Genomic DNA, 23,501 nt, shown 5'->3' with positions numbered 1-23,501 from the left:
GCCGGTGCGCGCGTTGATCGTCACGGCTCGCCAGCATCGGCGGGCCGCGCGGTCGGATCACTGCTGGCGCTTAACCTGCCGCGCCTACGCGGCCCCATCCTGTTCCTTGAAGATCTTGTCCGCGAGATGGAACGCGGAATTCGCGGCCGGCACGCCGCAATAGATCGCGGTCTGCAGCAGCACCTCCTTGATCTCGTCGCGCGTCACGCCGTTGTTGCGCGCGGCACGCAGGTGCAGCGCCAGTTCCTCGCCGCGGTTCAGCGCGACCATCATCGCGATGGTCAGCAGACTGCGCGTATGGCGCGGCAGCCCGTCGCGGGTCCAGATCTCGCCCCACGCATAACGCGTGATCAGGTTCTGGAACTCCTCCGTCACCTCGGTGCGGTTCTCGAGCGAACGGTCGACGTGCGCGTCGCCGAGCACCGCGCGACGCACCTTCATCCCTGCTTCATAACGTTCCTGGTCGTCCATCGCCGTGCCTCATGCAGTCAGGAAATCGAGCAGCGCGCGGTTGAAACCGTCGGTGCACTCGATGTTCGAAATGTGCGCGGCGTCGAATTCGACGTGCAGCGCCCCGGGGATCGCGGCGGCGAGCGCGCGGCCCTGATCGGGCGGCGTCGACATGTCCTTCGCGCCGGTCACGACGAGCACCGGCAGCGCGATGCTCTTCACTTCCTCGCGCAGGTCGGCCGCGTTCAGCGCGTCGCAGTTCGCCGCATAGCCGTCCTTGTCGGTATGCACGAAGGTGTCGCGGATCGCATCGAACAGGCGCGGCTCGCGTTCGACGAATGCGTCGGTGAACCAGCGCGGCAGCACGGCGTCGGCGAGCGCGGCCATCCCTTCGGTGCGCGCCTTCTGCGCACGCGGCGCCCACACTTCCGGCGAGCCGATCTTCGCGGCGGTATTCGACAGCACCGCGCGCACGATGCGCGACGGGTAGCGCGCGGCGAGCGCGGCGCCCGTCAGCCCGCCCATCGAGATCCCGCAGAAATGCGCGCAATCGATGCCGACGTGGTCGAGCAGGCCGATCACGTCGCCCGCCAGTTGCTCGATCGTGTACGAACCGGCCGGCGCGTCGGAATGGCCGTGGCCGCGCGTGTCGTAGCGCAGGATATTGAAGTGCCGCGTGAGCGGGCGGATCTGCGGCGCCCACATCTGCAGGTCGGCGCCGAGCGAGTTCGAGAAGACGAGCCACGGCGCGTCGTCGCGTGCGGCACGGTCGATCCGGTAATGCAGTTTCACGCCGTTGACAGTGGCGAAAGGCATCTCAAGGTTCTCCTGGTTATTGCGCGCCCGCGTGCAGCGCGAGCACGGCGTCGACATAGGCCTGCGCCTCGCCGACGTAATGTGCGGGATCGAGCAGCCGCGCGAGCGCATCGCGCGACAGGTGGGCCGACACGGTCGCATCGGCGGCGAGCACGTCGAACAGCGTCGCGCCGGTACGCACGGCTTCCTTCGACGCATGCTCGACGACGTGGTGCGCATCGAGCCGGCCGACGCGATCGCCGAGCGCGAGCATCACGGCTTCGCCGAGGATCAGCCCGTGCGTCAGGTCGAGGTTCGCGGCGAGGCGGTCGGTATTGACGTCGAGACCCGCGACGATCTGCGCGATCTGCGCGAGCGCGCCGCCCGTCAGGCGCGCGAGATCAGGCAGCGCGTCCCATTCGGCCTGCCAGCCGCCGAGGGCGCGCTCGTGCTCCTGCACCATCCCCGCGAACACGGTCGCGACGAGATTCGGTGCGCGTACGGCGGCCGTCAGCACGGCCGCGCAGCCGACCGGGTTGCGCTTGTGCGGCATCGTCGACGAGCCGCCCTTGCCGGCGGCCGCCGGTTCGCCGAGCTCGCCGACTTCGGTCTGCATTTGCAGCGACACGTCGCGTGCGATCTTGCCGAGTGTGCCGGTCAGCATCCCGAAGCACGACGCGGCTTCCGCGATGCGGTCGCGCTGCGTATGCCACGGCACGGCCGGCAACGCGAGCTTCAGATCGGCCGCGAGCGCGGCGCTCACGCCGGCCGCCTGCTCGCGCAGGCTCGCGAGCGTGCCGGCCGCGCCGCCGAACTGCAGCACGAGCGCCCGCTCGCGCAACTCGGCGAAGCGCGCGCGATGGCGCAGCAGCGCGTCGAGCCATTGGGCAAATTTGAGGCCGAGCGTGATCGGCAGCGCCTGCTGCAGCCACGTGCGGCCGATCATCGGCGTCGCGCGGTGCGTGCGCGCAAGCGCCGCGAGCGACGCGCAGGCTTCGTCGAGCAGCGGTTCGAGCACATCGAGCGTATCGCGCAACTGCAGCACGGTCGCGGTGTCGATGATGTCCTGGCTCGTCGCTCCCCAGTGCACGAATTTCGCGGCCTCGGGGTCGTCGGCCTTCACTTGCGCGGTGAGCTGCTTGACGAGCGGAATCGCGAGATTGCCGCCGAGCGCGGCGCCTTGCGCGAGCGCATCGGCGTCGAGCCGGTCGGCATCGCACGCGCGTTCGATCGGCGCGACCGCGGTGGCGGGAATCACTTGTTGCGCGGCGAGCGCGCGCGCGAGCGCGGCCTCGACGTCGAGCATCCGCTGGATCGTCGCGCGGGGCGACCAGATCCGGTTGAGCGGCTCGGTGCCGCAGATCAGGGAGGTCAGGCGGGCGCTGTCTTCGAGCATGGCATCAGAATGGGGAAACGGCGTGCGCCTATTGTCTACCCAAGCGTGCCGGCGTGCGCTCGAATGCGCGCACCGGCACGCTTGCCGTTCAGGCGGCGACCTTTTGCGTCGCGTCGATCAGCGGCACGCCGGTCAGCTTCTGCAGCTCGTCGAACGACAGGTCGGTGAAGATCTCGCTCACCGCGAGGCCGTCGGCCGTCACGTCGAGCACGGCCAGATCCGTATAGATACGGCTCACGCACTGCACGCCGGTGACCGGATACGAGCATTGCGCGACGATCTTGCTTTCGCCCTGCTTCGTCAGGTGCTCCATCATCACGAACACCTGCTTCGCGCCGATCGCGAGATCCATTGCGCCGCCGACGGCCGGAATCGCATCGGGCGCGCCCGTATGCCAGTTCGCGAGGTCGCCGCTCGCCGACACCTGGAACGCGCCGAGCACGCAGTAGTCGAGGTGGCCGCCGCGCATCATCGCGAACGAATCCGAGTGGTGGAAATACGCGCCACCGGTGAGCAGCGTCACGTGCTGCTTGCCGGCGTTGATCAGTTCGTCGTCTTCCTCGCCGGGCGCGGGCGCCGGGCCCATGCCGAGCAAGCCGTTCTCGCTGTGCAGGAAGATCTCCTTGCTCGAGTCGAGGTGGTTCGCCACCAGCGTCGGCACGCCGATGCCGAGGTTCACGTACGCGCCTTCGGGGATGTCCTGGGCGACGCGCTTGGCCATTTCATCGCGGGTCAGTCGTTTCATGTCGGTTTCCTGTCGACCGGAGTTGGCGCTTCAGCGCTTACGCCGGTCCCATACAAAGTTCCAAGTGGGTCAGGCGGCTTGCGATGCAGCGTGTTCGGCGGCCAGTTCGGCCGCGTGGGCGGCCTGCGGCACCTCGACGACGCGCTGCACGAAAATGCCCGGCGTCACGATGTGTTCCGGGTTCAGCCCGCCGAGCGGCACGACTTCCGACACCTGGACGATAGCGACCTTCGCCGCGCTGGCCATGATCGGCCCGAAATTGCGCGCGGTCTTGCGATACACGAGATTGCCCCAGCGATCGCCCTTGTACGCCTTCACGAGCGCGAAATCGGCGTGGATCGGCGTCTCGAACACGTACGGCTTGCCGTCGATCACGCGCGTTTCCTTGCCTTCCGCGAGCTTGGTGCCGTAGCCCGTCGGCGTGAAGAAACCGCCGATGCCGGCGCCCGCCGCGCGGATGCGCTCCGCGAGGTTGCCCTGCGGCACGAGCTCCAGCTCGATCTCGCCCGCGCGGTACAGCGCGTCGAACACCTGCGAGTCGCTCTGGCGCGGGAACGAACAGATGATCTTGCGCACCTGCTTCGCCTTCAGCAGCGCCGCGAGGCCCGTCTCGCCGTTGCCCGCGTTGTTGTTGACGATCGTCAGGTCGCGCGCGCCCTGTTCGATCAGCGCGTCGATCAGCTCGGACGGCATGCCGGCCGTGCCGAAGCCGCCGATCATGATTGTCGCGCCATCGTGGACGTCGGCAACCGCCGACTGAAGCGATTCGAAAATCTTGTTGACCATGTCTCTTCCTGATGCGAACCCGCAGCTCGTGCGCGGCCTGTCGAGGGGACACGCGGGTGCCGCGTGCCGCGCCGGAGGCCTTCGTCGACCCTCGGCTTTTGTTCGTTATTCGAACCTAGATTCGATTAGCGAACGATGGGCCGATCATAGAGTCGCGCACAGCGCGTTGTCAAGGCGGGTTCCCTCGGGGGCCGTCGCGTCGTCGAACGGCAGGCCGACGTAGTTTTCGGCGAGCGACTGCGCGGCGGCCCGCGAACGCGTCACGTATTTCAGCTCGGCAAACTTCAGGCGATTGACGAACGGCGAGTCGTCCGGCGACGCATGCAGCATGTTCGTCATGAAGTAAGAGAAGTGCTCGGCGCGCCACACGCGTTCGAGGCAGGTCGCCGAATAGCGTTCGAGCGGCGTCGCGTCGCCCGTCCGGTAGCGCGCGCCGAGCGCGCGGGACAGCGCGCGAACGTCGGCCACCGCGAGATTCATCCCCTTCGCGCCCGTCGGCGGGACGATGTGCGCGGCGTCGCCGGCGAGGAACAGGCGGCCGTGCTGCATCGTCTCCGACACGAAGCTGCGCATCGGCGTCACGCTCTTCTGCGTGATCCGGCCCTCGGTCGGCGTCCAGCCGGTGTCGTTCGAGAAGCGCGTGTGCAGTTCGTCCCAGATCCGCGCGTCGGACCATTCGGCGAGGTCTTCGTCCGGCTTGCACTGCAGGTACAGGCGCGTGACCGTCGGCGAGCGCATCGAGAACAGCGCGAAGCCGTTGTCGTGATGCGCATACACGAGTTCGTCGAGCGACGGCGCCGCGTCGGCGAGGATGCCGAGCCACGCGAACGGGTAGACGCGCTCGAACGTGTTCAGCCGCTCGGCGGGAATCGTCTGGCGCGCGATGCCGTGGAAGCCGTCGCAACCGGCGATGTAATCGCAGTCGATGCGGTCGGCGCGACCGTCCGCGTGCTTGAACGTGACGAACGGGTGCTCGCTTTCGACGTCGTGCAGCCCGACGTCGCTGACTTCGAAGTGCATCTGATGGCCGTGCTCGATGCCAGCCGCGATCAGGTCGCGCACCACTTCGTGCTGGCTGTAGACGGTGATCGCGCGCCCGCCGGTCAACTCCGACAGGTCGATGCGGTGGCGCTGGCCGTCGAACAGCAGCTCGATGCCGTGATGTTCGAGCCCTTCGCGGCGCATCCGCTCGCCGAGGCCGGCGTCGTTCAGCGTGTCGACCGTGCCCTGCTCCAGCACGCCGGCGCGGATGCGGTTCTCGCAGTATTCGCGCGAACGCGCTTCGACGAGGATGGAATCGACGCCTTGCAGGCGCAGCAGATGGGACAGCAGAAGGCCGGACGGGCCAGCGCCGATGATCGCGACTTGGGTGCGCATTGTTCGTCTCCTGAACATTAATTCGAATCGTCGAACACATTTGAGCGCTTTCCCGACTATGCGGCAACGCGATTCAGGAGATATGTTGTATACGTTTTGAAGATACCGGCCCCGGCGATGGACCCGCTCGATCTGAACCTGATTCCCTACCTCGTCGCGCTCGACGACACGCGCAACGTGAGCCGCGCGGGCGACTTGCTCGGCGTGAGCCAGCCGCGCGTGAGCACGGCGCTCGGCCGCCTGCGCGAGTACTTCGGCGATCCGCTGTTCGTTCGCACATCGCGCGGGATGGAGCCGACGCCGCGCGCGCTCGCGCTGCTGCCGGCCGCCCGCGACGCGCTCGCGCAGATCGAGCGCGGCCTCGTCGCGCCGCACGACTTCGACCCGGCCTCGAGCACGCATACGTTCTCGATCGCGCTGTCGGACGTCGGCGAGATCGTCTTCCTGCCGAAGCTGCTGCAGGCGTTCGCGACGCATGCGCCGCACGCGAACCTGCGTTCGGTCTCGCTCGCGCACGACGAAGTCGGTCGCGGCCTCGAAGCCGGATCGATCGATCTCGCGGTCGGCTACTTCCCCGATCTCGACGGCAACAACTTCTTCCAGCAGCGGCTGTTCACGCACCGGTTCGTCTGCCTGATGCGGCGCGGCCATCCGCTCGAGCAGACGCCGCCGTTCACGGTCGAGCAGTTCCTCGCGTGCGGGCATGCGGTGGTGCGCGCCGAAGGGCGCAGCCAGGAGGTGCTCGAGAAATATCTGGCGAAGCAGCGCATGCAGCGTCGCGCCGTGCTCGAAACACCGCACTTCATGAGCCTGCCGTTCATCCTGAGCCGCACCGACCTGATCGCGACGGTGCCGCATGCGATCGGCTATGCGTATGCGGCCGAGCACGCGTTCATCGTGCCCGTCGAGCCGCCGCTCGCGCTGCCGCGCTTCGACCTGAAGCAGCACTGGCATCGCAAGTACCACAACGACCCGCGCACCGCGTGGCTGCGCGGCGTCGTCGCGTCGCTGTTCAACGACGAGCAGGACGAATGGCCGAAGTGAAGAAAGGTGGGCGGCGGCCCGCACGCACGAGCGGCGAAAGCATGAAACAATGGCCGGATATCGGCCGCCGCAGGCGGCCTTCGATGGAGCCACTACATGGGTAAGGGAAAGAAAACCACACAATCCCAGCCGGTCGCCGCGCGGCCGAGCCGTGAAGAAGCAGAAGACGCCGTCCGCGTGCTGTTGCGCTGGGCCGGCGACGATCCCGCGCGCGAAGGCCTGCTCGACACGCCCGCACGCGTCGTACGCGCCTACGAGCAGTTCTTCGCCGGCTACGCGCTGGAGCCGCGCGACATCCTCGCGCGCACGTTCAGCGAAGTCGACGGCTACGACGAAATGATCGTGCTGAAGGACATCCGCTTCGAGAGCTACTGCGAGCACCACATGGTGCCGATCATCGGCCGCGCGCACGTCGCGTATCTGCCGAACCATCGCGTCGTCGGCATCTCGAAGCTTGCGCGCCTCGTCGACGCATTCGCGAAGCGCCTGCAGATCCAGGAAAAGATGACCGTGCAGATCGCCGACACGCTGTTCGACGTGTTGCAGCCGAAGGGCGTCGGCGTGATCCTCGAAGCCGCGCACCAGTGCATCTCGACGCGCGGCGTGCACAAACCGGGTGTCGAGATGGTAACGTCGCGCATGCTCGGCTCGTTCCGCACCGATCCGTCGACGCGTCGCGAATTCCTGTCGATCGTCGCCAATCCTTCCTCGGTCAACCTGACGAATACCTGATGGAGCAGACGAAGCAAACGGCGCACGCGCCCGTCGTGCTCGTGACCGGCGCCGCGCGCCGGGCCGGGCGCGCGTTCGCCGAGTATTTCGCCGCGCACGGCTATCGCACCGCGGTGCACTACGACCGTTCGGCCGATGCCGCGCACGCCGCCGCCCGCGCGATCGCCGAACGCGGGCACGATTCGGTCGCGCTGCAGGCCGACCTGTCCGATGCCGCGCAGATCACCGCGCTGATCGACCAGGTGTATGCGCGCTTCGGGCGCCTCGACGTGCTGGTGAACAACGCGTCGGTGTTCTGGCAGGACCATTTCCCGAGCTTCGATCTCGCGGCGTTCGACCAGGCGTGGGCCGTCAACTGCCGCGCGCCGATCCTGCTCACGCGCGCGTTCTACGAACGGGCCCGCGCGGCCGGCACGCAAGGCGTCGTCGTGAACGTGGTCGACCAGAAGATCAAGGAAAACTTTCACCGCGACCATTTCAGCTACACGGTCGCGAAGGCCGCGCTCGGCAACCTCACGCAGATGCTTGCGCTGTCGTCCGCGCCGGTGCTGCGCGTGAATGCGGTGTTCCCGGGGCTGATGCTGCCGAGCGACGACCAGACCCAGGCCGACTTCGAACACGCGAGCCGCGCATCGACGCCGCTCGCACGCATCGCGGGCCCCGACGATGTCGCGAGCGCGATCCTGCTGCTGACCGGCAATGCGTACAACGGCGTGGATTTCGTCGTCGATGCGGGCCAGAACCTGATCCGCGTCGATCAGGACGTGCTGTACAAGCACCGCTCGCCGGACGGCAAGCACTGAGGCTTCGATGAACGAAGGCGGCTGCGCGCCGGCAACGTGTGCCGGGTCGAGCGGGCTTCGCGCCGCTCACGACCGATCACGCCCGAAGGCGGCCCGGCCGTCGATTCATTGCGCTTCATCCGCCGCGTTGCGCGAAACGACGCCCGCGCATTCGCCCGCCGCCACGTTACGGCTTCTCGGCGCTCCCCCCCTCGCGAACCTTGCCCTGCGCGACGCTCGTGCCGGGCGGCACGCTATGCGTGAGCCACACGTTGCCGCCGATCACCGAGCCGCGCCCGATCGTCACGCGGCCGAGAATCGTCGCGCCTGCATAGATCACCACGTCGTCCTCGACGATCGGGTGCCGTGCATTGCCCTTCACCAGTGCGCCTTCGCCATCCGCCGGGAAACTCTTCGCTCCGAGCGTGACGGCCTGGTACACGCGCACGCGTTCGCCGATGATCGCGGTTTCGCCGATCACGACACCCGTGCCGTGGTCGATGAAGAAGCTCGGGCCGATCTGCGCGCCCGGGTGGATGTCGATGCCGGTGGCCGAGTGCGCGATTTCATTGATGAACCGCGCGAGCAACGGCACGCCGAGCTGGTGCAGCGCGTGCGCGAGCCGATGGTGCATCATCGCGAGCACGCCGGGATAGCACAGCAGGATCTCGGTGATGTGCTGCGCGGCCGGATCGCCCGCGTACGCGGCCTGGATGTCGCTGACGAGCAGCGCGCGGATCGCCGGCAACTGCCGGCCGAACGCGCGCGCGATCTCGAACGCGCGTTCGTCGAGCTCGACGAACGGCGTATCGACGTGTTCGGGCAGGAACGGCAGCGCGCGGCGAATCTGCTCGGACAGGATGCGCAGCGTGCTTTCGAGCGTATGGCCGACGTAGTAGTCGACGCTTTCGTCGGTCAGGTCGGGCGCGCCGTAGTGTGTCGGAAACATCGACGCGCGCAGGCCGGTCACAATCTTGCAGATTGCATCGCGCGACGGCAGTTCGCGGATGCCGCGCGGATGGCGCGTGCGATGGAGTTCCTCGCGCGACTCGCGCAAGCCGGCAACGATTTCTTCGAGGCCCCACTGACGGGCGGGTGATGTCGACATAGGCCAATGCGGGCAGCCGCGCGCGGTTGCACGGCCGCTAATAAAGTGACGGGTTCCGCAAGATTACCGCGTTTTTTGTCCGGGAGCGGCGCCCCGCGGATCGGCCGGACGGCCGACGCCGCACGCGCGAGGGCGTCACATCGAGATGCTGCTCGCGTCGATCCAGCGCACGGCCCAGTCGCGCGCGTGCGCGATCGCGTCGCCTTCGTCGTTGAACTGGAGCTCGATCGGGAAGAACCGGTTCGCCACGAGCTCCCCGTCGCTCGATCGGGAGATCACGACGTAGGGCTTGAACGAACCGTCACTGGCGCGTGCGGGCGCGCAATTCAACAGATAACCGCGATGCGTGAAGGCAGTAGTCGCTTGCATGAGTCCGCCACCTCTAGTCCCTTTGCTTTGTTGTTCGCTACCCGTCTTTAAGGGTGCTGCGGCGCCCCGGCGCGGGCAGAGGCGGCGAGACTTCATCCCCTGTCGCCGCTTCGCAGGAAAAGAATCATACTCTGTAGAAAACGCGTCTTCTAGCTGAAATAAATCATGACAAATCAGTGCGCGTCGCGCGACTGCGGCGATCGCCCGCGCGCCTTTTCCCGTCGTGCCCGGAACGGGATTTGCTTCGATCCGGAGCGTGTCGCCGCCAGGAGAGCCGCGATGGAATCATCCGCTCAAACACGTCGTGCGCATCCGCGCAGCATCGAACTCGACAACGACGACACGCACGACAGCACGGTCGACACCGACGGCAAGCACCGCGAAGCGTCGCGGCTCGCCGGCGTCGGGCCGATCTCGCCGGACCAGATCACACGCAGCAACGCGTCGCTCGTCAATGCGATGCCGGAAGCCGGCGACGGTTTGGCCGGTTTCGACAGCCGCCCCGACGGCAACCATCCGGCGTTCGCGCTGCGCGCCGGCTACATGGTGATCGAGAAGGGCTTCGACGCGCCGTCCGCGGGCGACACGCCGTTCGGTCCCGCTCATCGGATGTACGGCAGCGCGTACTGGCCCGGCCATGGCCGCCGGCCGGAGCGCGTCATCGAGTTGACCGTCGTGCCGAGATAGCCCGCGCGACGTTTGAATCGATCGTTCGTTTGGGAACCGCCATCGGCCGATGACGATGACCGATGGCGGTGCATTCGCGCGCGACCGGACCGCGGGCCGAGACGTGCTCGCACGATGTCGCGGTAAACGATTCCGCGTATTGGCATCGGGATTCGCAATCATGCATGCCGCGCATCGTGTCGACGCACATGCGTTGATCGAAGTCATGGCGTCACGGCGCGATTTCGATTGAATGGCGCTACGTGCGCCGCATCGGCATGGTTGCCATGCCGGGTCGATGCGCGCGCATGCGTTTTCGCCGACGACGCAGCCGAACCATACGACACGCATCGCGCGATGCATCACGCGTGGCGCGCATGGCCACGCACGGCCGGCACAGACGGCGCGATCGCACGGCACGGCAGGCGCCTCGCTGCACGATCGCGGCCGTTGGTTTACCCTGCCTCGCAGCGTGGCGCATTGCCCGGCCCGATCGGCCATCCGGCCGACTTCGTTTCAACCCGCCATTCGGAGACACTATGTACAAGCGTATTCTGGTTGCCGTCGACGGCAGCGACACGTCCCGCCATGCGTTCGATGCCGCGCTGGCGCTCGCGAAAGCGCACGGCGCGGAGCTGCAGCCGTTCTACGTCGTCGAGAACGCCGCGATCTACTACAACGTGCCCGGCTACGATCCGTCCGTGTTGCGCGATCAGCTCGTCGCGCAGGGCAACGCGCTCGCGCAGGATTTCGCGAAGCTGATGCAGGCTGCCGGCGTGAAAGGCGAAACGCGGCTGAACGAAGCGACGTCGATCAACGACGTATCGTCGCTGATCCTCGACGGCGCGAAAGCGTTCGGCGCCGATCTGCTCGTGCTCGGCACGCACGGCCGCCGCGGCTTCCGCCGCCTCGTGCTCGGCAGCATTGCCGAACAATGCGTGCGCCACGCGACGCTGCCGGTGCTGCTGATCCCGGCGGCCGCCAACGCGGACGAGCCGGCTGCCTGAGCGGCGTTCGGCACGCGCGGCCGGTCGCGACGTTTTGTCACCCGACAGCGGCAACTTGCGGTGGGACAATGATTTCGTCGATCCAATGCCGGAGTAAACGATCATGCTGACGCCCGTCGCCACCCGCCCCGCCGCCGTGCCCCATACCGGCAGCTGGGCTCCCCGCCAGGCCGCACACTGCTCGTCGTGCGCGATGCGGCACCTGTGCATGCCGCAGGGCCTCGCGCCCGAAGCGCTCAGCCGCCTCGAGTCGGTCATCTGCGCGGCACGCCCGGTCAAGCGCGGCGAAGCGCTGTTTCGCGAAGGCGACGCATTCGACAACCTGTACGCGGTGCGCTCGGGCTCGTTGAAAACCGTCGCGACGCGCCATGACGGCCGCGAACAGGTCACGGGCCTGCATCTCGCCGGCGAAGCGCTCGGCCTCGACGGCATCTGCGACGATACGCACCCGCGCACCGCGGTCGCGCTGGAAGACAGCTCGGTCTGCGTGATTCCGTACAGCGCGCTCAAGGCGCTGTGCTCGGAAGCCGGCTCGATGCAGTTGCGCATGCACAAGCTGATGAGCGAGCAGATCGTGCGCGAAACGTCGCAAACGATGCTGCTCGGTTCGCTGAATGCCGAAGAGCGCGTCGCCGCATTCCTGCTCGACGTGTCGTCACGCTACCTGAAGCGCGGCTACTCGCCGTCGGAATTCAACCTGCGGATGACGCGCGAGGACATCGGCAGCTATCTCGGCATGACGCTCGAAACGGTCAGCCGCACGCTGTCGAAATTCCAGAAGCGCGGCCTGATCGAAATGCAGGGCCGTCACGTGCAGATCATCGACTTCGACGGCCTGCAGCACGTCTGACGCCGCCCGGCGCGCACCGCGTGCGCGCCGCCTGCGTCACGTCGCCGGTCAATCGAGAAACAGCGCGGCGCGCGCCTTCAGCGCCGCGCTGAAATCGTCGAGCCAGCCGATCGACAAACGCCAGCTCTGCCAGTACAGATCGATGTCGATGGTTCGCCCGCGCGACATGTCGATCAATTCACCCGCCGCCAGCTGGCGGTCGACCATTCGGTCCGGGCACATCCCCCATCCCAATCCCGTTTCGCATGCGCGCAGATAGCCCGCGACGTGCGGTATCCAGTGCTGCGGCGGATCGAGATCCGCGCGCGTCACGCGCCGGATGAAACGCGCCTGCAACCCGTCCTTCGGATTGAACATCACGCACGGCGCGCGGCGCAGCGCATCGCGCGTGATTCCCGCGTCGAAATAGCGAGCGTAGAACGCCGGCGAGCATACCGCGCGATAGCGGATCCGCCCGAGCCGCTCCGAGCGGCACCCCTGGATCGGCTCGGCCTGCGCGGTCACCGCGCCCTGCACGCTGCCGTCGCGGATACGCGACGCCGTGTAATCCTGATCGTCGATCACGAGGTCGAGCAGCGTCTCGCGCTCGGTGCAAAACGGCCCAACCGCGTCGATGAACCACGTCGCGACACTGTCGTCGTTGACGGCCACGCGCAACGTCGGCCACGCGCTCGCGATCTGGCCCGGCAACGCGGGCATCCGGCCGCCCAGCTCGGCTTCCAGCAGTTGCACGCGTTCGGTATGCCGGCACAACAGCGCGCCCGACGTGGTGGCGACGCACGGCTGCCCGCGCTTGACGAGCACGCTGCCGACCCGTTCCTCCAGCAGCTTCACGCGCTGCGACACGGCCGACGGCGTGACGTTCAGCTCCTTGGCCGCCCGCTCGAACGAGCCGTGCCGGATCACCGCCGCGAGGGCATCGAGCAACGCGTAGTCGAGCATTAGATTTCCTTAATCCACATTAGGTGATTTAGCTTCTCTTATTCCCATACCGACCGCAGACTAGCGCTACCCGATTCATTCGTCTACTGCTTCCACGGCTGCCCCCCCCTCATGAACTGGCTCGCTTTTTCCCACGGCGCCGCACTGTGCGCGTCGCTCATCGTCACCATCGGCGCGCAGAACGCGTTCGTGCTGCGCCAGGGCATCATGCGCTCGCACGTCGGCAAGATCGTGCTGCTGTGCGCGGTGTCCGACATGATCCTGATCGGTGCTGGCGTGGGCGGCGCTTCGGTGCTCGTCGAGCGCTATCCGACCTTCGTTCACGCTGTGCTGTACGTCGGCCTCGCGTATCTCGCGTGGTTCGGCATCAATGCGCTGCGCCGTGCGTTCAAGCCTGGCCACGACACGCTCGACGTGCGCGGCGACGCCGTCGCGCCGCCGCCGCAGGGCGCGCTCGCGATCGTGCTGATGACGCTCGCGTTCACGTGGCTCAACCCGCACGTGTATCTCGACACGTTCCTGCTGATCGGCACGGCCGGCGCACGCGAGCCGCAAGGCGCACGGCTCGCGTTCGCGATCGGCGCGATGACGGTCAGCGTCGTGTGGTTCCTCGGGCTCGGCTATGGCGCGCGTTTGCTGGCGCCGTGGTTCCGCAAGGCGGTCGCGTGGCGCGTGCTGGATGGCGCGATCGGCAGCATGGTGCTGTTCCTCGCGGCGGTGCAGTTGCGCTGACCGAACCGTCTACGCACGGGCGGCCGCGTGCCGCCCGGCTTTCCGTCCGCGTCGGCGCCCCGCCCGCGCAACCTGCGTGATTCCCGTCGCGCACGTCGCCGCAAAAATTCGCTCCCGATCGAACTTAGCCACCCGGCGGACTCACGCAGCGGACACGGCCTCCGTCATCTGCCGCAATCCGTCCACCATCGCGACGTTACCGCGCCTGCACGAATCGAAACGATCGGCGAGAATGTCCGGTGTCCCGCGACCACGGCGGAACCGCCCCGCGCATCCTGCCGTCCCGCCGCGATCGCCTCGACCCATCCCGCAGTTCAATCCCGTTACCTGCAGTTATCGGAGAGGAACATGGCCCATCGCACCCTCGGTACATCCAGCATCCAGGTTTCGCCGCTCGCGTTCGGCGGCAACGTCTTCGGCTGGACCGTCGACGAGAACGCATCGTTCGCGTTGCTCGACGCACTCGCCGACACCGGCATCAACTTCATCGACACGGCCGACGTCTATTCGGCCTGGGCGCCCGGCAACCACGGCGGCGAATCGGAAACGATCATCGGCAAGTGGCTGAAGCGCTCCGGCAAGCGCGAGCAGGTCGTGATCGCGACCAAGGTCGGCCTGCTCGGCACGCGCGCGGGGCTGTCGAAAGACAACATCCTGAAGGCCGTCGACGATTCGCTGCGCCGCCTGCAGACCGACTACATCGACCTGTATTTCTCGCATCGCGATCTGGCCGACACGGCCCCGCTCGAAGAGACGCTCGGCGCCTATCAAACGCTGATCGACGCGGGCAAGGTGCGCATCATCGGCGCGTCGAACTACAGCGGCGCACGCCTGCGCGAAGCCGCCACCATCAGCGCGCGCGACGGGCTGCCCGCCTACCAGGTCATCCAGCCCGAATACAACCTGCTCGATCGGGCCGACTACGAACGCGATCTCGAGCCGGTCGTGCGCGAGCTGAAGCTCGGCGTCGTCAACTACTACGCGCTCGCGAGCGGGTTCCTGTCAGGCAAGTACCGCAGCGAGGCCGACCTGAAGAAGAGCGTGCGCGGCGATCGCGTCGCCGGCTATCTGAACGCACGCGGCCTGCGCATCCTCGCCGCGCTCGATGACGTGTCGGCGAAGCACGGCACGCAGCCGGCCGCGATCGCGCTCGCATGGCAAATCGCGCGGCCGACGATCACCGCGCCGATCGCGAGCGCGACGTCGCTCGAGCAGCTCGCGCTGCTCGGCGAAGCGATCCGCGTCACGCTCGATCAGGACGACATCCGCCGGATCGACGAGGCCAGCGCGCCCTGAAGCCGCTGGCGGCAGGCCGATGGAATCGCACGCTCGAGCGGTTCCGCGGCCTGCCTGCGATTCACGCAGGACGGGTGGATACAATGGCGAGCATCCGATGGCCGCGGGGCTCGACCGGGCTTCTTCGCGCCGAATCAAAATCACGCATAAGAACCGCCGATGAACCACCTTGCCCGCCGTTCCCGTTACGTCCGTCACGCTCGTCATGCACGCGCCGCATCGCGCAGCGCCATCGGCGACGCGCCGTAGCGCTCGCGAATCGCGCGGCTGAAGTGCGCCTGGCTCGAAAATCCCCAGCGAAACGCGATCTCGCCGATGCTCGTCTTGCGCAGCCGTGCATCGGTCAGCTCGCGGTGCGCATGCGACAGCCGTTCCGACCAGATGTGCTGCGTGATCGATTCGCCTTCGGCCGCGAAGAGGCGGCCCAGATGCCGCAGCGACAACCCGACCGCATCGGCGACGGCTTGCGGTCCGAGCTCCGGCTCGCCGAGATGCGTCGCGATGTACTGCTTCGCGGTCAGCAGGTACGACAGCGATGCGCGCGATGCGCCCGCGCCGTTCACTTCCGTGTCGATGAGTTCCGCGATCAGCGTGCGCGTGTGCTCGACGAACCGCGCGACGTCGCGCTCGACTGGCGCCTGCATGAACCGCTCGACGCTCGCCCGCAACGTCGCGCCGAGCATCGCGCCCGCGCCCGGCTTCGGCGCGATGCGCAGCGGCAGCGCGGCCAGCTCCGCATCGAGGCGGTCGTCGAACGTCGTGATCGGGATATCGATCAGCAACTGCCGCATCGGCGTCAGGAATCCGAACAGATAAGGCACGCGCGTGTCGTAGACGACCACATCGCCGGCTTCCGCGAGCAGGCACCGGTCGCGCTGGATGAAATAGGCGCGCCCGCTCATGATCTGGCACGCAAACAATGATTCCTTCGGCAACTGGCGCACCAGCGCGGGGCTGCGCTCGATCACGTGGTCCTGCCCGCTGATGTCGGCGATGCCGAGGCCTGGCAGCGCGATGTCCGTCTTCTCGGCCTCGAGCCCGGCCGGCGACAGCGACGAGCAGCGCAGGCCGACCAGCGTGGCCGCATTGAACGCATCCCAGTACGCCATCCTGTCGCGCGCCGGCACGTCGGCCGTCGAGCCTCGCGTGCATGAAAGAACGGTCGAATTCGTCACGTCGCCTCCTGCTGGCGCCTGTCGTGCGGAGCGGCACGGATTGGGGGATGGCTCGTCTGGATTCTTGTGCGATGCAATGTCCGGCTCGGTCAAGCAATTCGTCCAGCCCAGTCAAGAGCGGCGCGCACCGGCTGGCTAAAGTCGAGCCCACGACAACCCATACGAGGAGACATACCGTGGTCGACAAAGCCGTATCCGAATTCTGGCAAAACATCCCGGCGATTGCCAATCCGTTCAAGCCCGATGCGCTGCCCGAAGCCTACATCCCGAACGCGGCCACCGACGACGAGCGCTATTACGTTCCGTTCACCGAAACGGTTTCGTCGCGGCCGCTGTGGATCTCGCCGTCGCAGAACAAATGGTGCGACATCCTGATGGCGAAGGAAGCCGGGCTCGTGAACCGGCACTATCACCCGCACGAGGTGTTCGCGTACACGCTGTCGGGGAAATGGGGCTACCTGGAACACGAATGGACCGCCACGCGCGGCGATTTCGTGTACGAGACGCCTGGCGAAGGTCACACGCTCGTCGCGTTCGATCACCCCGAGCCGATGCGCGCGTTCTTCATCGTCAAGGGCCCGCTGATCTGGCTCGACGAAGCAGGCAATCCCGACGGCTACTTCGACGTGCATTCGTACATCGCGATGTGCAAGGCGCATTACGAGAAGGTCGGCCTCGGCGCGCAAGCAATCGAAAAGCTGTTCCGCTGACGCGCGGCGAGGCTCACGATGACTTCCGCTTGCTCCTCCAGACCTGCCTGGACATACGAGAACCGGCTGCTGCTGATCCTGTTCATGACGTTCGGCTTCGTGTTCTTCGACCGCCTCGCGCTGTCGTTCCTGTTCCCGTTCATGTCAGCCGAGCTGCACCTGACGAACGCGCAACTCGGCATGGTGTCGTCCGCGCTCGCGCTCACGTGGGCGCTGTCGGGCGCCGTCACGAGCGCGTGGTCCGACGCGCGCGGCACTCGCAAGCTGCTGCTGATCGCGGCCGTGCTGGGCTTTTCCGTGTGCTCGGCGCTGTCGGGCCTCGTCGGCGGCTTCGCGAGCCTGATCGCGTTTCGCGCGCTGATGGGTATCGCCGAAGGCCCCGTGCTGCCGCTGTCGCAATCGCTGATGGTCGAGAGTTCGACGCCGAGCCGCCGCGGGCTGAACATGGGCCTGCTGCAGGGCTCGGCCGCCGGCCTGCTCGGCGCGATGATCGGCCCGCCGGTCGTGATCGGCATCGCGACCGCCTACGGCTGGCGCCAGGCGTTCTACGTGTCGTGCGTGCCGGGCTTCCTGATCGCGTTCTGCCTGTGGCGCTGGGTGCGCGAAGCGCCGCCCGGCAGCGTGCGCCACGCGCAGGCGGAAAGCGCGACCACACATGGCGCCCAGGCAGCCGGCGGCGCCGAGGTCAGCCGCTGGGCGCTGTTGAAAGAGCGCAACATCCTGCTGTGCGTGCTGATCAGCTGCTTCTTCCTCACGTGGTTCGTCGTGATCATCTCGTTCGGTCCGGTGTTCCTCGTGCAAAGCCGCCACCTGTCGCCATCCGACATGGGCGTCGTGATGACCTGCGTGGGCGCCGCGTGGGTGTTCTGGGGCTTCGCGGTGCCGGCGATCTCCGACCGGATCGGCCGCAAGCCGACGATGATCGTGTTCGCGCTGGTCGCGGCCGCGTGCCCGGTCGTGCTGATCCACGTCGGCTCGGTCTGGGCGCTCGGCGCACTCGTGTTCGCCACGTACACGGGGCTCGGCTGCTTCACGCTGTTCATGGCGACGATCCCGGCCGAAACGGTGCCGCCGCGCGCGATCGCAAGCGCGCTCGGGCTGATCATGGGCGCCGGCGAGCTGATCGGCGGCTTCGTCGCACCGACCGTCGCCGGCTTCGCGGCGGACAGTTACGGCCTGCAGTTCGCGATGTGGACGTCGGCCGCCGGCGCGATCCTCGCGTGCGTGCTGTCGTTAGGCCTCGTCGAAACCGCGCCGGCCGTGCTGCACAAGCGTGCGCTCGCAGGCGCCACCGCGGGCCGTCTCGATACCCCGAACCTCGGAGGACGCTGACATGCGCGCACTTCAATGGCATGGCCCGCGCGACGTCCGTCTCGTGGAAATCGACACGCCGCGCGTCGGCCCCGGCGACGTGCGCATCGCGGTCGCGTATTGCGGCATCTGCGGCAGCGACCTGCACGAATACGCGGACGGCCCGCACGCGATTCCGGTCGACGCGCCGCATCCGCTGTCGCGCCGCACCGCGCCGCTGACGCTCGGCCACGAGTTCTGCGGGACCGTCGTCGAAGTCGGCGAACGCGTGACGGCGCTGCGCGCGGGCGATCGCGTCGCGGTGGAGCCCGAATATCGCTGCAGCCAGTGCGCGTATTGCCGCTCGGGGTCGTACAACCTGTGCGTGTCGATGGGCTTCGCCGGGCTGATGGGTGACGGCGGGATGGCCGACTTCGCGGTCGTGCCGGCCTACATGCTGCATCGCCTGCCCGACGGCGTGAGCCTCGAACAGGCCGCCGTGATGGAGCCGGCCGCCGTTGCGCTGCACGCGCTGCGGCGCGGCGAACTCCGGCTCGGCGACACCTGCGCGGTATTCGGGCTCGGGCCGATCGGCCTGCTGCTGATCATGCTCGCGAAGCTGCAGGGCGCGACGACGATCGTCGCCGTCGACGTGTCGCCCGAACGGCTCGCGGCGGCCACGCGTTTCGGCGCGACGCATGCGTTCGATGCGCGCGGGCTCGATCCATCGTCGATGCAGGGCGCGATTCGCGCGGCCACCGGCGGGCCCGGCGTCGATACGAGTTTCGAAGCGGCCGGCTTGCAGGCCACGTTCGAATCGGCGACGCGCGCACTGCGTAAAGGCGGCCGCGTCGTAATGGTCGGCCTGATGCCGCACGCAAGTTTCGACGCGTTCCGCGCGGTCAACGACGAGCTGACCTTCACCGCGAGCGTCGGCTACCGGCACGCGTACGAAGACCTGCTGCGCATCGTCGCGTCGGGCGCGCTCGACCTCACGTCGATCGTCACGCGCACCGTCGCGCTCGAAGATGCCGTCGCCGACGGCTTCGATGCGCTGCTCGCCGACCGCACGCAGATCAAGATCCTCGTTTCACCCGCGCAACGGCCGGCACGCGGGGCCACCACCATCGGGAGGCATCACGCGTTGCGGTCCTGGGGATCGATGCGGTCTCAAATTCCACAGAGCGCCGTAGGGGCCGCTTCGCCGCAAGCCGTCGGTCACGCCGCCCCCCATCCCGCCCCCAATAATCCCCTTGACTCCCTATCTTTCGATATATATCTTTAGATATGTTTTACGACATATAGGACACGATCATGCGACACAACCACTTCCGCGGCCATGCCCGATGCGACGGTCATGGTGCGCATGCCCGCCCCGACTGGTTCGCCGGTCTCTGGCACGCGATCGGCCGCCACCGTCGCGGCGGCCACGATGCATTCGGTGGCGGCCCGTTCGGCGGCCGGGGCGGGCGCGGCGGCTTTGGCGATTTCGGCGACGACGCGATGCCGCGCGGCCGCCAGTTCAGCTCCGACGATCTCCAACTGCTGCTGCTCGCGCTGGTGGCCGAGCAACCGAGCCACGGCTACGAATTGATCAAGGCGCTCGACACGCGCTCGAACGGTTTCTACAGCCCGAGCCCCGGCATGGTGTATCCGGCGCTCACGTATCTCGACGAAGTCGGCTTCGTCGCGTCGCAGGCGGAAGGCAACCGTAAGCGCTATGCGCTGACCGACGCCGGCCGCGAGCATCTCGATGCCCAGCGCGAACGCGTCGACACGCTGTTCGCGCGCCTCACGCACCTCGCTCGCAAGATGGAATTCATGCGCCGCGCGTTCGCCGGGGAATCGGCGGGCGCCGATGCGCCGGACGCATCGCAGCCCGGCTGGCTGCCGGAATTCGTCGAGGCGCGTCTCGCGCTCAAGCGCGCGCTGCTGCACAAGAGCGCCGCCGATGCCGACGAACAGCGCCGCATCGCGGCCATCATGCGCCGCGCGACGGCCGAAATAGAAGGCGGCGCCGGCGTGTGATCCGCGCCGCCCCGTCACAACCCAAGGAGAACGGATCGATGCAGAACACGTCCGAACGCACCGTCACCCGCGTGCGCCACACCCTCAAGTTCCGCCTGCTGCAAGTGCTGCGCGTGCATACCGTGACGCCGCATCTGCTGCGCGTCACGCTCGGCGGCGCCGATCTCGCGGATTTCGAATCCGCGTCGTTCGACGATCACGTGAAGGTTTTTTTCCCGCCGCCCGGCGCGGAACGGCCCGCGCTGCCGACGCTCGGCGCGAACGGCCCCAAGTTTCCGGAAGGCGAACCGAAGCCGGTCGCGCGCGACTTCACGCCGCGCCGCTTCGATCGCGCCGCCTGCGAGCTCGATCTGGAATTCGTGCTGAACCATCCTGGCCCCGCATCGCAGTGGGCCGCGCAAGCGCGCGTCGGCCAATGGCTCGGCATCGGCGGCCCGCGCGGATCGTTCGTCATCCCGACCGATTTCGACTGGCACCTGCTGATCGGCGACGATACGGCGCTGCCGGCCGTCGCGCGGCGTCTCGAGGAATTGCCGGCCGGCGCGCGCGCGGCGGTCGTGCTGGAAGTCGCGGATCGCACCGCACAGATCTCGTTCGACACGCGCGCCGACGTGCATGAAATCTGGCGTTTCCGCGCCGAAGCCGACACGGCGAACGGCGACACGCTGCTGAACGCCGTCCGCGATCTGCCGCTGCCGTCGTCCGGCGACGGCTACATGTGGGCGGCCGGCGAAGCGCTGTCGATGCGTGCGGTGCGCCAGCACCTGACCGGCGACCGCGGCGTCGACAAGTCGCGCATCCGCGCGGCGGCCTACTGGAAGCGCGGCGCGGCGGCGGTGCACGAAACGCTGGAAGACTGAGCGGGGGATGGGCGCCCGGTTGCCGGGCGGCTGAAACAATCGTGGCGCCGGCGCAGCGGCGGGCTTGGCACCGGCATCGCGGCTGGTATATATCTATGTCTGCGCGCCGCTGTCGGGCGACAGCCGCCGCAGCCCGCCCAGGAGCGCCCGGTCATGACAAAAGAAAGCCACGCTTCGCCTTTCCTTCGCCACCTGAAGATCGCCGGCTATTGCGGCCTCGCCGCGGTAGTCGTCGCGCTGTTCGTCGCGATGTGCGCGATCCTGACGGAAAGCGCCCTCAACCGCGATGCCGCGCGGCCTCCGGCCGATACCCCCGAACTGCGCGACGCGGGCGGCGGCCCGTCCGCCTCGGCCGACGCGGCCCGCACACCCGGCTCGTCCGGCTGACGGCGTCCTGCCGGTTGCCTTCCGCTTACGGCGCCTGCCGGCGCCCCATCACGACCGCGTGCACCGAATCGCCGAGCCGTTCGAGCGGCGCGGTCACGCGTTGCCCGTACAGGTGCGCGGCCAGCGCGCCGACCGTGCCGACCAGCACGCCGCCCGCCATGTCGAACGGCCAGTGCACGCCCGCATAGACGCGGCCCCATGCGATCGCCACGGCCATCGCGGCCATCACGAAACCGGTGACCCGCGTCGTACCGCCGAGCAGCAGGCCGACCGTCATGCTCCACGCGAACGTCATGTGATCGCTCGGAAATGAGCTGTCCGGCGCGTGCGGAATCAACTGCGTGCCGACGCCGGCCATGAACGGGCGCGGGGAGAACCAGACATGCCCGAGCACCTGCGCGAGCCCGAGCGCCACGCAAACGCCGAGGCCGGCTTCGATCGCCTGGCGCCGCGCGGGGCGCGCGCCGAAGATCCAGGTCAGCAGCAGCATCGCGGGCAGCGCGTAGACGAGCCAGTCGGCGGCGAAGATCGCGAGGCGGGCAACGCCCGGGTGCGACGCACCGCCGGCGTTGATGGCGGAAAAGAGGGCGAGATTGACGTTCTGCATGAATCCGGTTGCGTGAGGCGTAAAAGTTCGGCCGGTTGCCCCGCCGGCGTCGAACGATGCCAGAGCGTGGCCGCTTAAGCGGGGCTGAATGCGGCAGCCGCCCGGACGAGGCCCGCGCGGCGAACGCACTTAGAACCTGCACTGCAACACAAGTTCACACAATTGTCACATTTCCACGTGAACGTCCCCGTAAAAGCTCACCCTGCCTCCCGTAAAGCCTCACCTTTTTCACATGATGGCGTCATCGACGCATGCGACCCTCGCTTGGCCTCGTGCCGTCCAGGCCGTTTACCTCGTTCATCTCAATATTTACGCCTCAAATAATTCGAAATCGGCAACAATTAATTCCATATGCGGCATCGCACAACGGCAACGCACAGGCATACGATTACGACCACTCATCCACGAAGCGCTCAACAACAAGGAGTCCGCATGAAACCCAGCGATGTCCGATCGAAGGCGTTTGCGATGCCGTTGACCAGCCCCGCGTTCCCGATGGGCCCGTACCGTTTCGTCGATCGTGAGTTTCTGATCATCACGTACCGCACCGATCCGGACCGCCTCCGCGAAATCGTCCCCGAGCCGCTGCAGGTCACCGAGCCGCTCGTGCATTACGAATTCATCCGCATGGCCGATTCGACCGGCTTCGGCGATTACACCGAAAGCGGCCAGGTAATCCCCGTCGAATACGACGGCCAGCCGGGCGGCTATACGCTCGCGATGTATCTCGACGATCACCCGCCGATCGCCGGCGGCCGCGAGCTGTGGGGCTTCCCGAAGAAGCTCGCGTCGCCCACGCTGCACGTGAACACCGATCACATCCTGGGCACGCTCGACTACGGCAAGGTGCGTGTCGCGACCGGCACGATGGGCTACAAGCACAAGGAACTCGATATCGAAGAGCAGGCGAAACGACTCGCCGGCCCCAATTTCCTGTTGAAGATCATTCCGCACGTCGACGGCACCGCGCGCGTATGCGAACTGGTGCGCTATTACATGCAGGACATCAAGATGAAGGGCGCATGGACGGGCCCCGCCTCGCTCGAGCTGGCGCCGCACGCGCTCGCGCCGGTGGCCGACCTGCCCGTGCTCGAGATCGTCGAAGCGCGCCACCTCGTCGCAGATTTGACGCTGGGCCTCGGCGAAGTCGTCTACGATTACCTGGCCCAGTAACACGTCAACAGCCCTTTCTCCCTGTCAATCCTTTCACCACAGGAATTCGAACATGAGCAACCTGAATGGCAAGACCGCAGTCGTCACGGGCGCCGCGAGCGGCATCGGCAAGGAAATCGCGCTGGAGCTGGCCAAGGCCGGCGCGGCCGTCGCGATCGCCGACCTGAACCAGGACGGCGCGAACGCGGTCGCCG

The 23,501-nt window shown here is 67.4% G+C and carries 26 protein-coding genes and 1 pseudogene; 16 read left to right on the top strand and 11 right to left on the bottom strand.

The genetic code is table 11. The annotated features are described in order from the left end of the window. Positions 1 to 84: 84 nt before the first annotated feature. The 6 genes from pcaC to pobA all read right to left on the bottom strand — a co-directional run bounded on the left by pcaC (position 85) and on the right by pobA (position 5,549). Positions 85 to 471, bottom strand: a complete 387-nt coding sequence (gene pcaC, locus CFB89_RS16955; RefSeq protein ID WP_089468856.1) for a 4-carboxymuconolactone decarboxylase — start codon at positions 469 to 471, stop codon at positions 85 to 87. A 9-nt stretch (positions 472 to 480) separates the two neighbouring features. Then, positions 481 to 1,266 carry a 3-oxoadipate enol-lactonase gene (gene pcaD, locus CFB89_RS16950; RefSeq protein ID WP_089469406.1) on the bottom strand — a complete coding sequence of 262 codons (786 nt, stop codon included), beginning with the start codon at positions 1,264 to 1,266 and terminating at the stop codon, positions 481 to 483. A 16-nt stretch (positions 1,267 to 1,282) separates the two neighbouring features. Further along, positions 1,283 to 2,641 (bottom strand): 3-carboxy-cis,cis-muconate cycloisomerase, encoded by a 1,359-nt coding sequence (locus CFB89_RS16945; RefSeq protein ID WP_089468855.1) that lies wholly within the window; start codon positions 2,639 to 2,641, stop codon positions 1,283 to 1,285. An 88-nt stretch (positions 2,642 to 2,729) separates the two neighbouring features. Next, a complete protein-coding gene (locus tag CFB89_RS16940) occupies positions 2,730 to 3,386 on the bottom strand; it encodes a CoA transferase subunit B (RefSeq protein WP_089468854.1) in 657 nt (218 codons plus the stop codon). A 69-nt stretch (positions 3,387 to 3,455) separates the two neighbouring features. Further along, positions 3,456 to 4,172 (bottom strand): 3-oxoacid CoA-transferase subunit A, encoded by a 717-nt coding sequence (locus tag CFB89_RS16935; protein WP_089468853.1) that lies wholly within the window; start codon positions 4,170 to 4,172, stop codon positions 3,456 to 3,458. Positions 4,173 to 4,316: 144 nt separating this feature from the next. Beyond that, positions 4,317 to 5,549, bottom strand: coding sequence for a 4-hydroxybenzoate 3-monooxygenase (gene pobA, locus CFB89_RS16930; protein WP_089468852.1), 1,233 nt, complete (start codon positions 5,547 to 5,549; stop codon positions 4,317 to 4,319). A 117-nt stretch (positions 5,550 to 5,666) separates the two neighbouring features. Between pobA and CFB89_RS16925 the strand changes: the two genes are divergently transcribed. The 3 genes from CFB89_RS16925 (at position 5,667) to CFB89_RS16915 (ending at position 8,128) form a co-directional block, all read left to right on the top strand. Continuing rightward, entirely contained in the window at positions 5,667 to 6,593 is a 927-nt protein-coding gene (locus CFB89_RS16925) for a LysR family transcriptional regulator (protein ID WP_089468851.1), read from the top strand. Between the two features lie 96 nt (positions 6,594 to 6,689). Continuing rightward, positions 6,690 to 7,325 (top strand): GTP cyclohydrolase I FolE, encoded by a 636-nt coding sequence (gene folE, locus CFB89_RS16920; RefSeq protein WP_089468850.1) that lies wholly within the window; start codon positions 6,690 to 6,692, stop codon positions 7,323 to 7,325. Next, positions 7,325 to 8,128 carry an SDR family oxidoreductase gene (locus CFB89_RS16915; protein WP_089468849.1) on the top strand — a complete coding sequence of 268 codons (804 nt, stop codon included), beginning with the start codon at positions 7,325 to 7,327 and terminating at the stop codon, positions 8,126 to 8,128. The genes folE and CFB89_RS16915 overlap by 1 nt, the downstream gene beginning before the upstream one ends. A 166-nt stretch (positions 8,129 to 8,294) precedes the next feature. Here CFB89_RS16915 and epsC read toward each other — a convergent pair whose 3' ends face one another. Then, positions 8,295 to 9,215, bottom strand: a complete 921-nt coding sequence (epsC, locus tag CFB89_RS16910) for a serine O-acetyltransferase EpsC (RefSeq protein ID WP_089468848.1) — start codon at positions 9,213 to 9,215, stop codon at positions 8,295 to 8,297. A 135-nt stretch (positions 9,216 to 9,350) separates the two neighbouring features. Then, positions 9,351 to 9,584 (bottom strand): hypothetical protein, encoded by a 234-nt coding sequence (locus CFB89_RS16905; RefSeq protein ID WP_006480138.1) that lies wholly within the window; start codon positions 9,582 to 9,584, stop codon positions 9,351 to 9,353. Positions 9,585 to 9,863: 279 nt separating this feature from the next. Between CFB89_RS16905 and CFB89_RS16900 the strand changes: the two genes are divergently transcribed. From CFB89_RS16900 to fnr, 3 genes are all read left to right on the top strand, one after another. Beyond that, positions 9,864 to 10,271, top strand: coding sequence for a DUF3005 domain-containing protein (locus CFB89_RS16900; RefSeq protein WP_089468847.1), 408 nt, complete (start codon positions 9,864 to 9,866; stop codon positions 10,269 to 10,271). 518 nt (positions 10,272 to 10,789) lie between these two features. Beyond that, positions 10,790 to 11,257 (top strand): universal stress protein, encoded by a 468-nt coding sequence (locus CFB89_RS16885; RefSeq protein WP_089468845.1) that lies wholly within the window; start codon positions 10,790 to 10,792, stop codon positions 11,255 to 11,257. 103 nt (positions 11,258 to 11,360) lie between these two features. Then, the gene (fnr, locus tag CFB89_RS16880; RefSeq protein WP_089468844.1) at positions 11,361 to 12,107 is read left to right on the top strand and encodes a fumarate/nitrate reduction transcriptional regulator Fnr; all 747 of its coding nucleotides are present in this window, start codon (positions 11,361 to 11,363) and stop codon (positions 12,105 to 12,107) included. A gap of 48 nt (positions 12,108 to 12,155) precedes the next feature. On the opposite strand, the gene CFB89_RS16875 is transcribed toward fnr, so the two are convergent. Beyond that, a complete protein-coding gene (locus tag CFB89_RS16875) occupies positions 12,156 to 13,049 on the bottom strand; it encodes a LysR family transcriptional regulator ArgP (protein ID WP_006480142.1) in 894 nt (297 codons plus the stop codon). A gap of 111 nt (positions 13,050 to 13,160) precedes the next feature. On the opposite strand from CFB89_RS16875, the gene CFB89_RS16870 reads away from it, so the two are divergent. After that, a complete protein-coding gene (locus CFB89_RS16870) occupies positions 13,161 to 13,781 on the top strand; it encodes a LysE/ArgO family amino acid transporter (RefSeq protein WP_089468843.1) in 621 nt (206 codons plus the stop codon). A gap of 348 nt (positions 13,782 to 14,129) precedes the next feature. After that, complete coding sequence (locus tag CFB89_RS16865) at positions 14,130 to 15,077, top strand: aldo/keto reductase (protein ID WP_089468842.1); 948 nt, start codon at positions 14,130 to 14,132, stop codon at positions 15,075 to 15,077. A 203-nt stretch (positions 15,078 to 15,280) separates the two neighbouring features. Here the strand turns inward: CFB89_RS16865 and CFB89_RS16860 are convergent, their stop codons facing one another. Further along, positions 15,281 to 16,252, bottom strand: a complete 972-nt coding sequence (locus CFB89_RS16860) for a helix-turn-helix domain-containing protein (RefSeq protein WP_089468841.1) — start codon at positions 16,250 to 16,252, stop codon at positions 15,281 to 15,283. Between the two features lie 176 nt (positions 16,253 to 16,428). Between CFB89_RS16860 and CFB89_RS16855 the strand changes: the two genes are divergently transcribed. The 6 genes and pseudogenes from CFB89_RS16855 to CFB89_RS16830 all read left to right on the top strand — a co-directional run bounded on the left by CFB89_RS16855 (position 16,429) and on the right by CFB89_RS16830 (position 21,527). Beyond that, positions 16,429 to 16,962 (top strand): 2,4'-dihydroxyacetophenone dioxygenase family protein, encoded by a 534-nt coding sequence (locus CFB89_RS16855; RefSeq protein WP_089468840.1) that lies wholly within the window; start codon positions 16,429 to 16,431, stop codon positions 16,960 to 16,962. An 18-nt stretch (positions 16,963 to 16,980) separates the two neighbouring features. Continuing rightward, the gene (locus CFB89_RS16850) at positions 16,981 to 18,294 is read left to right on the top strand and encodes an MFS transporter (RefSeq protein ID WP_089468839.1); all 1,314 of its coding nucleotides are present in this window, start codon (positions 16,981 to 16,983) and stop codon (positions 18,292 to 18,294) included. A gap of 1 nt (position 18,295) precedes the next feature. Continuing rightward, a pseudogene (locus tag CFB89_RS16845) lies at positions 18,296 to 19,384 on the top strand (2,3-butanediol dehydrogenase); the annotation flags it as partial. A 182-nt stretch (positions 19,385 to 19,566) separates the two neighbouring features. Further along, entirely contained in the window at positions 19,567 to 20,280 is a 714-nt protein-coding gene (locus tag CFB89_RS16840; protein ID WP_089468838.1) for a PadR family transcriptional regulator, read from the top strand. 38 nt (positions 20,281 to 20,318) lie between these two features. Next, positions 20,319 to 21,140 carry a siderophore-interacting protein gene (locus tag CFB89_RS16835; RefSeq protein ID WP_089468837.1) on the top strand — a complete coding sequence of 274 codons (822 nt, stop codon included), beginning with the start codon at positions 20,319 to 20,321 and terminating at the stop codon, positions 21,138 to 21,140. 153 nt (positions 21,141 to 21,293) lie between these two features. Then, positions 21,294 to 21,527 carry a hypothetical protein gene (locus CFB89_RS16830; protein ID WP_089468836.1) on the top strand — a complete coding sequence of 78 codons (234 nt, stop codon included), beginning with the start codon at positions 21,294 to 21,296 and terminating at the stop codon, positions 21,525 to 21,527. A gap of 25 nt (positions 21,528 to 21,552) precedes the next feature. Here the strand turns inward: CFB89_RS16830 and CFB89_RS16825 are convergent, their stop codons facing one another. Continuing rightward, positions 21,553 to 22,134 carry an undecaprenyl-diphosphatase gene (locus tag CFB89_RS16825; protein WP_089468835.1) on the bottom strand — a complete coding sequence of 194 codons (582 nt, stop codon included), beginning with the start codon at positions 22,132 to 22,134 and terminating at the stop codon, positions 21,553 to 21,555. A gap of 432 nt (positions 22,135 to 22,566) precedes the next feature. Between CFB89_RS16825 and CFB89_RS16815 the strand changes: the two genes are divergently transcribed. Further along, positions 22,567 to 23,307 (top strand): acetoacetate decarboxylase, encoded by a 741-nt coding sequence (locus CFB89_RS16815; RefSeq protein ID WP_089468834.1) that lies wholly within the window; start codon positions 22,567 to 22,569, stop codon positions 23,305 to 23,307. 52 nt (positions 23,308 to 23,359) lie between these two features. After that, the coding region (locus CFB89_RS16810; protein ID WP_131932263.1) for an SDR family NAD(P)-dependent oxidoreductase at positions 23,360 to 23,501 on the top strand (142 nt) is incomplete at its 3' end.

Source organism: Burkholderia sp. AU16741, assembly GCF_002223345.1.
GTDB lineage: Bacteria > Pseudomonadota > Gammaproteobacteria > Burkholderiales > Burkholderiaceae > Burkholderia > Burkholderia sola.
The sequence above is the reverse complement of the archived record's forward strand: the minus strand, read 5'-3'. Positions and strand labels throughout refer to the sequence as shown.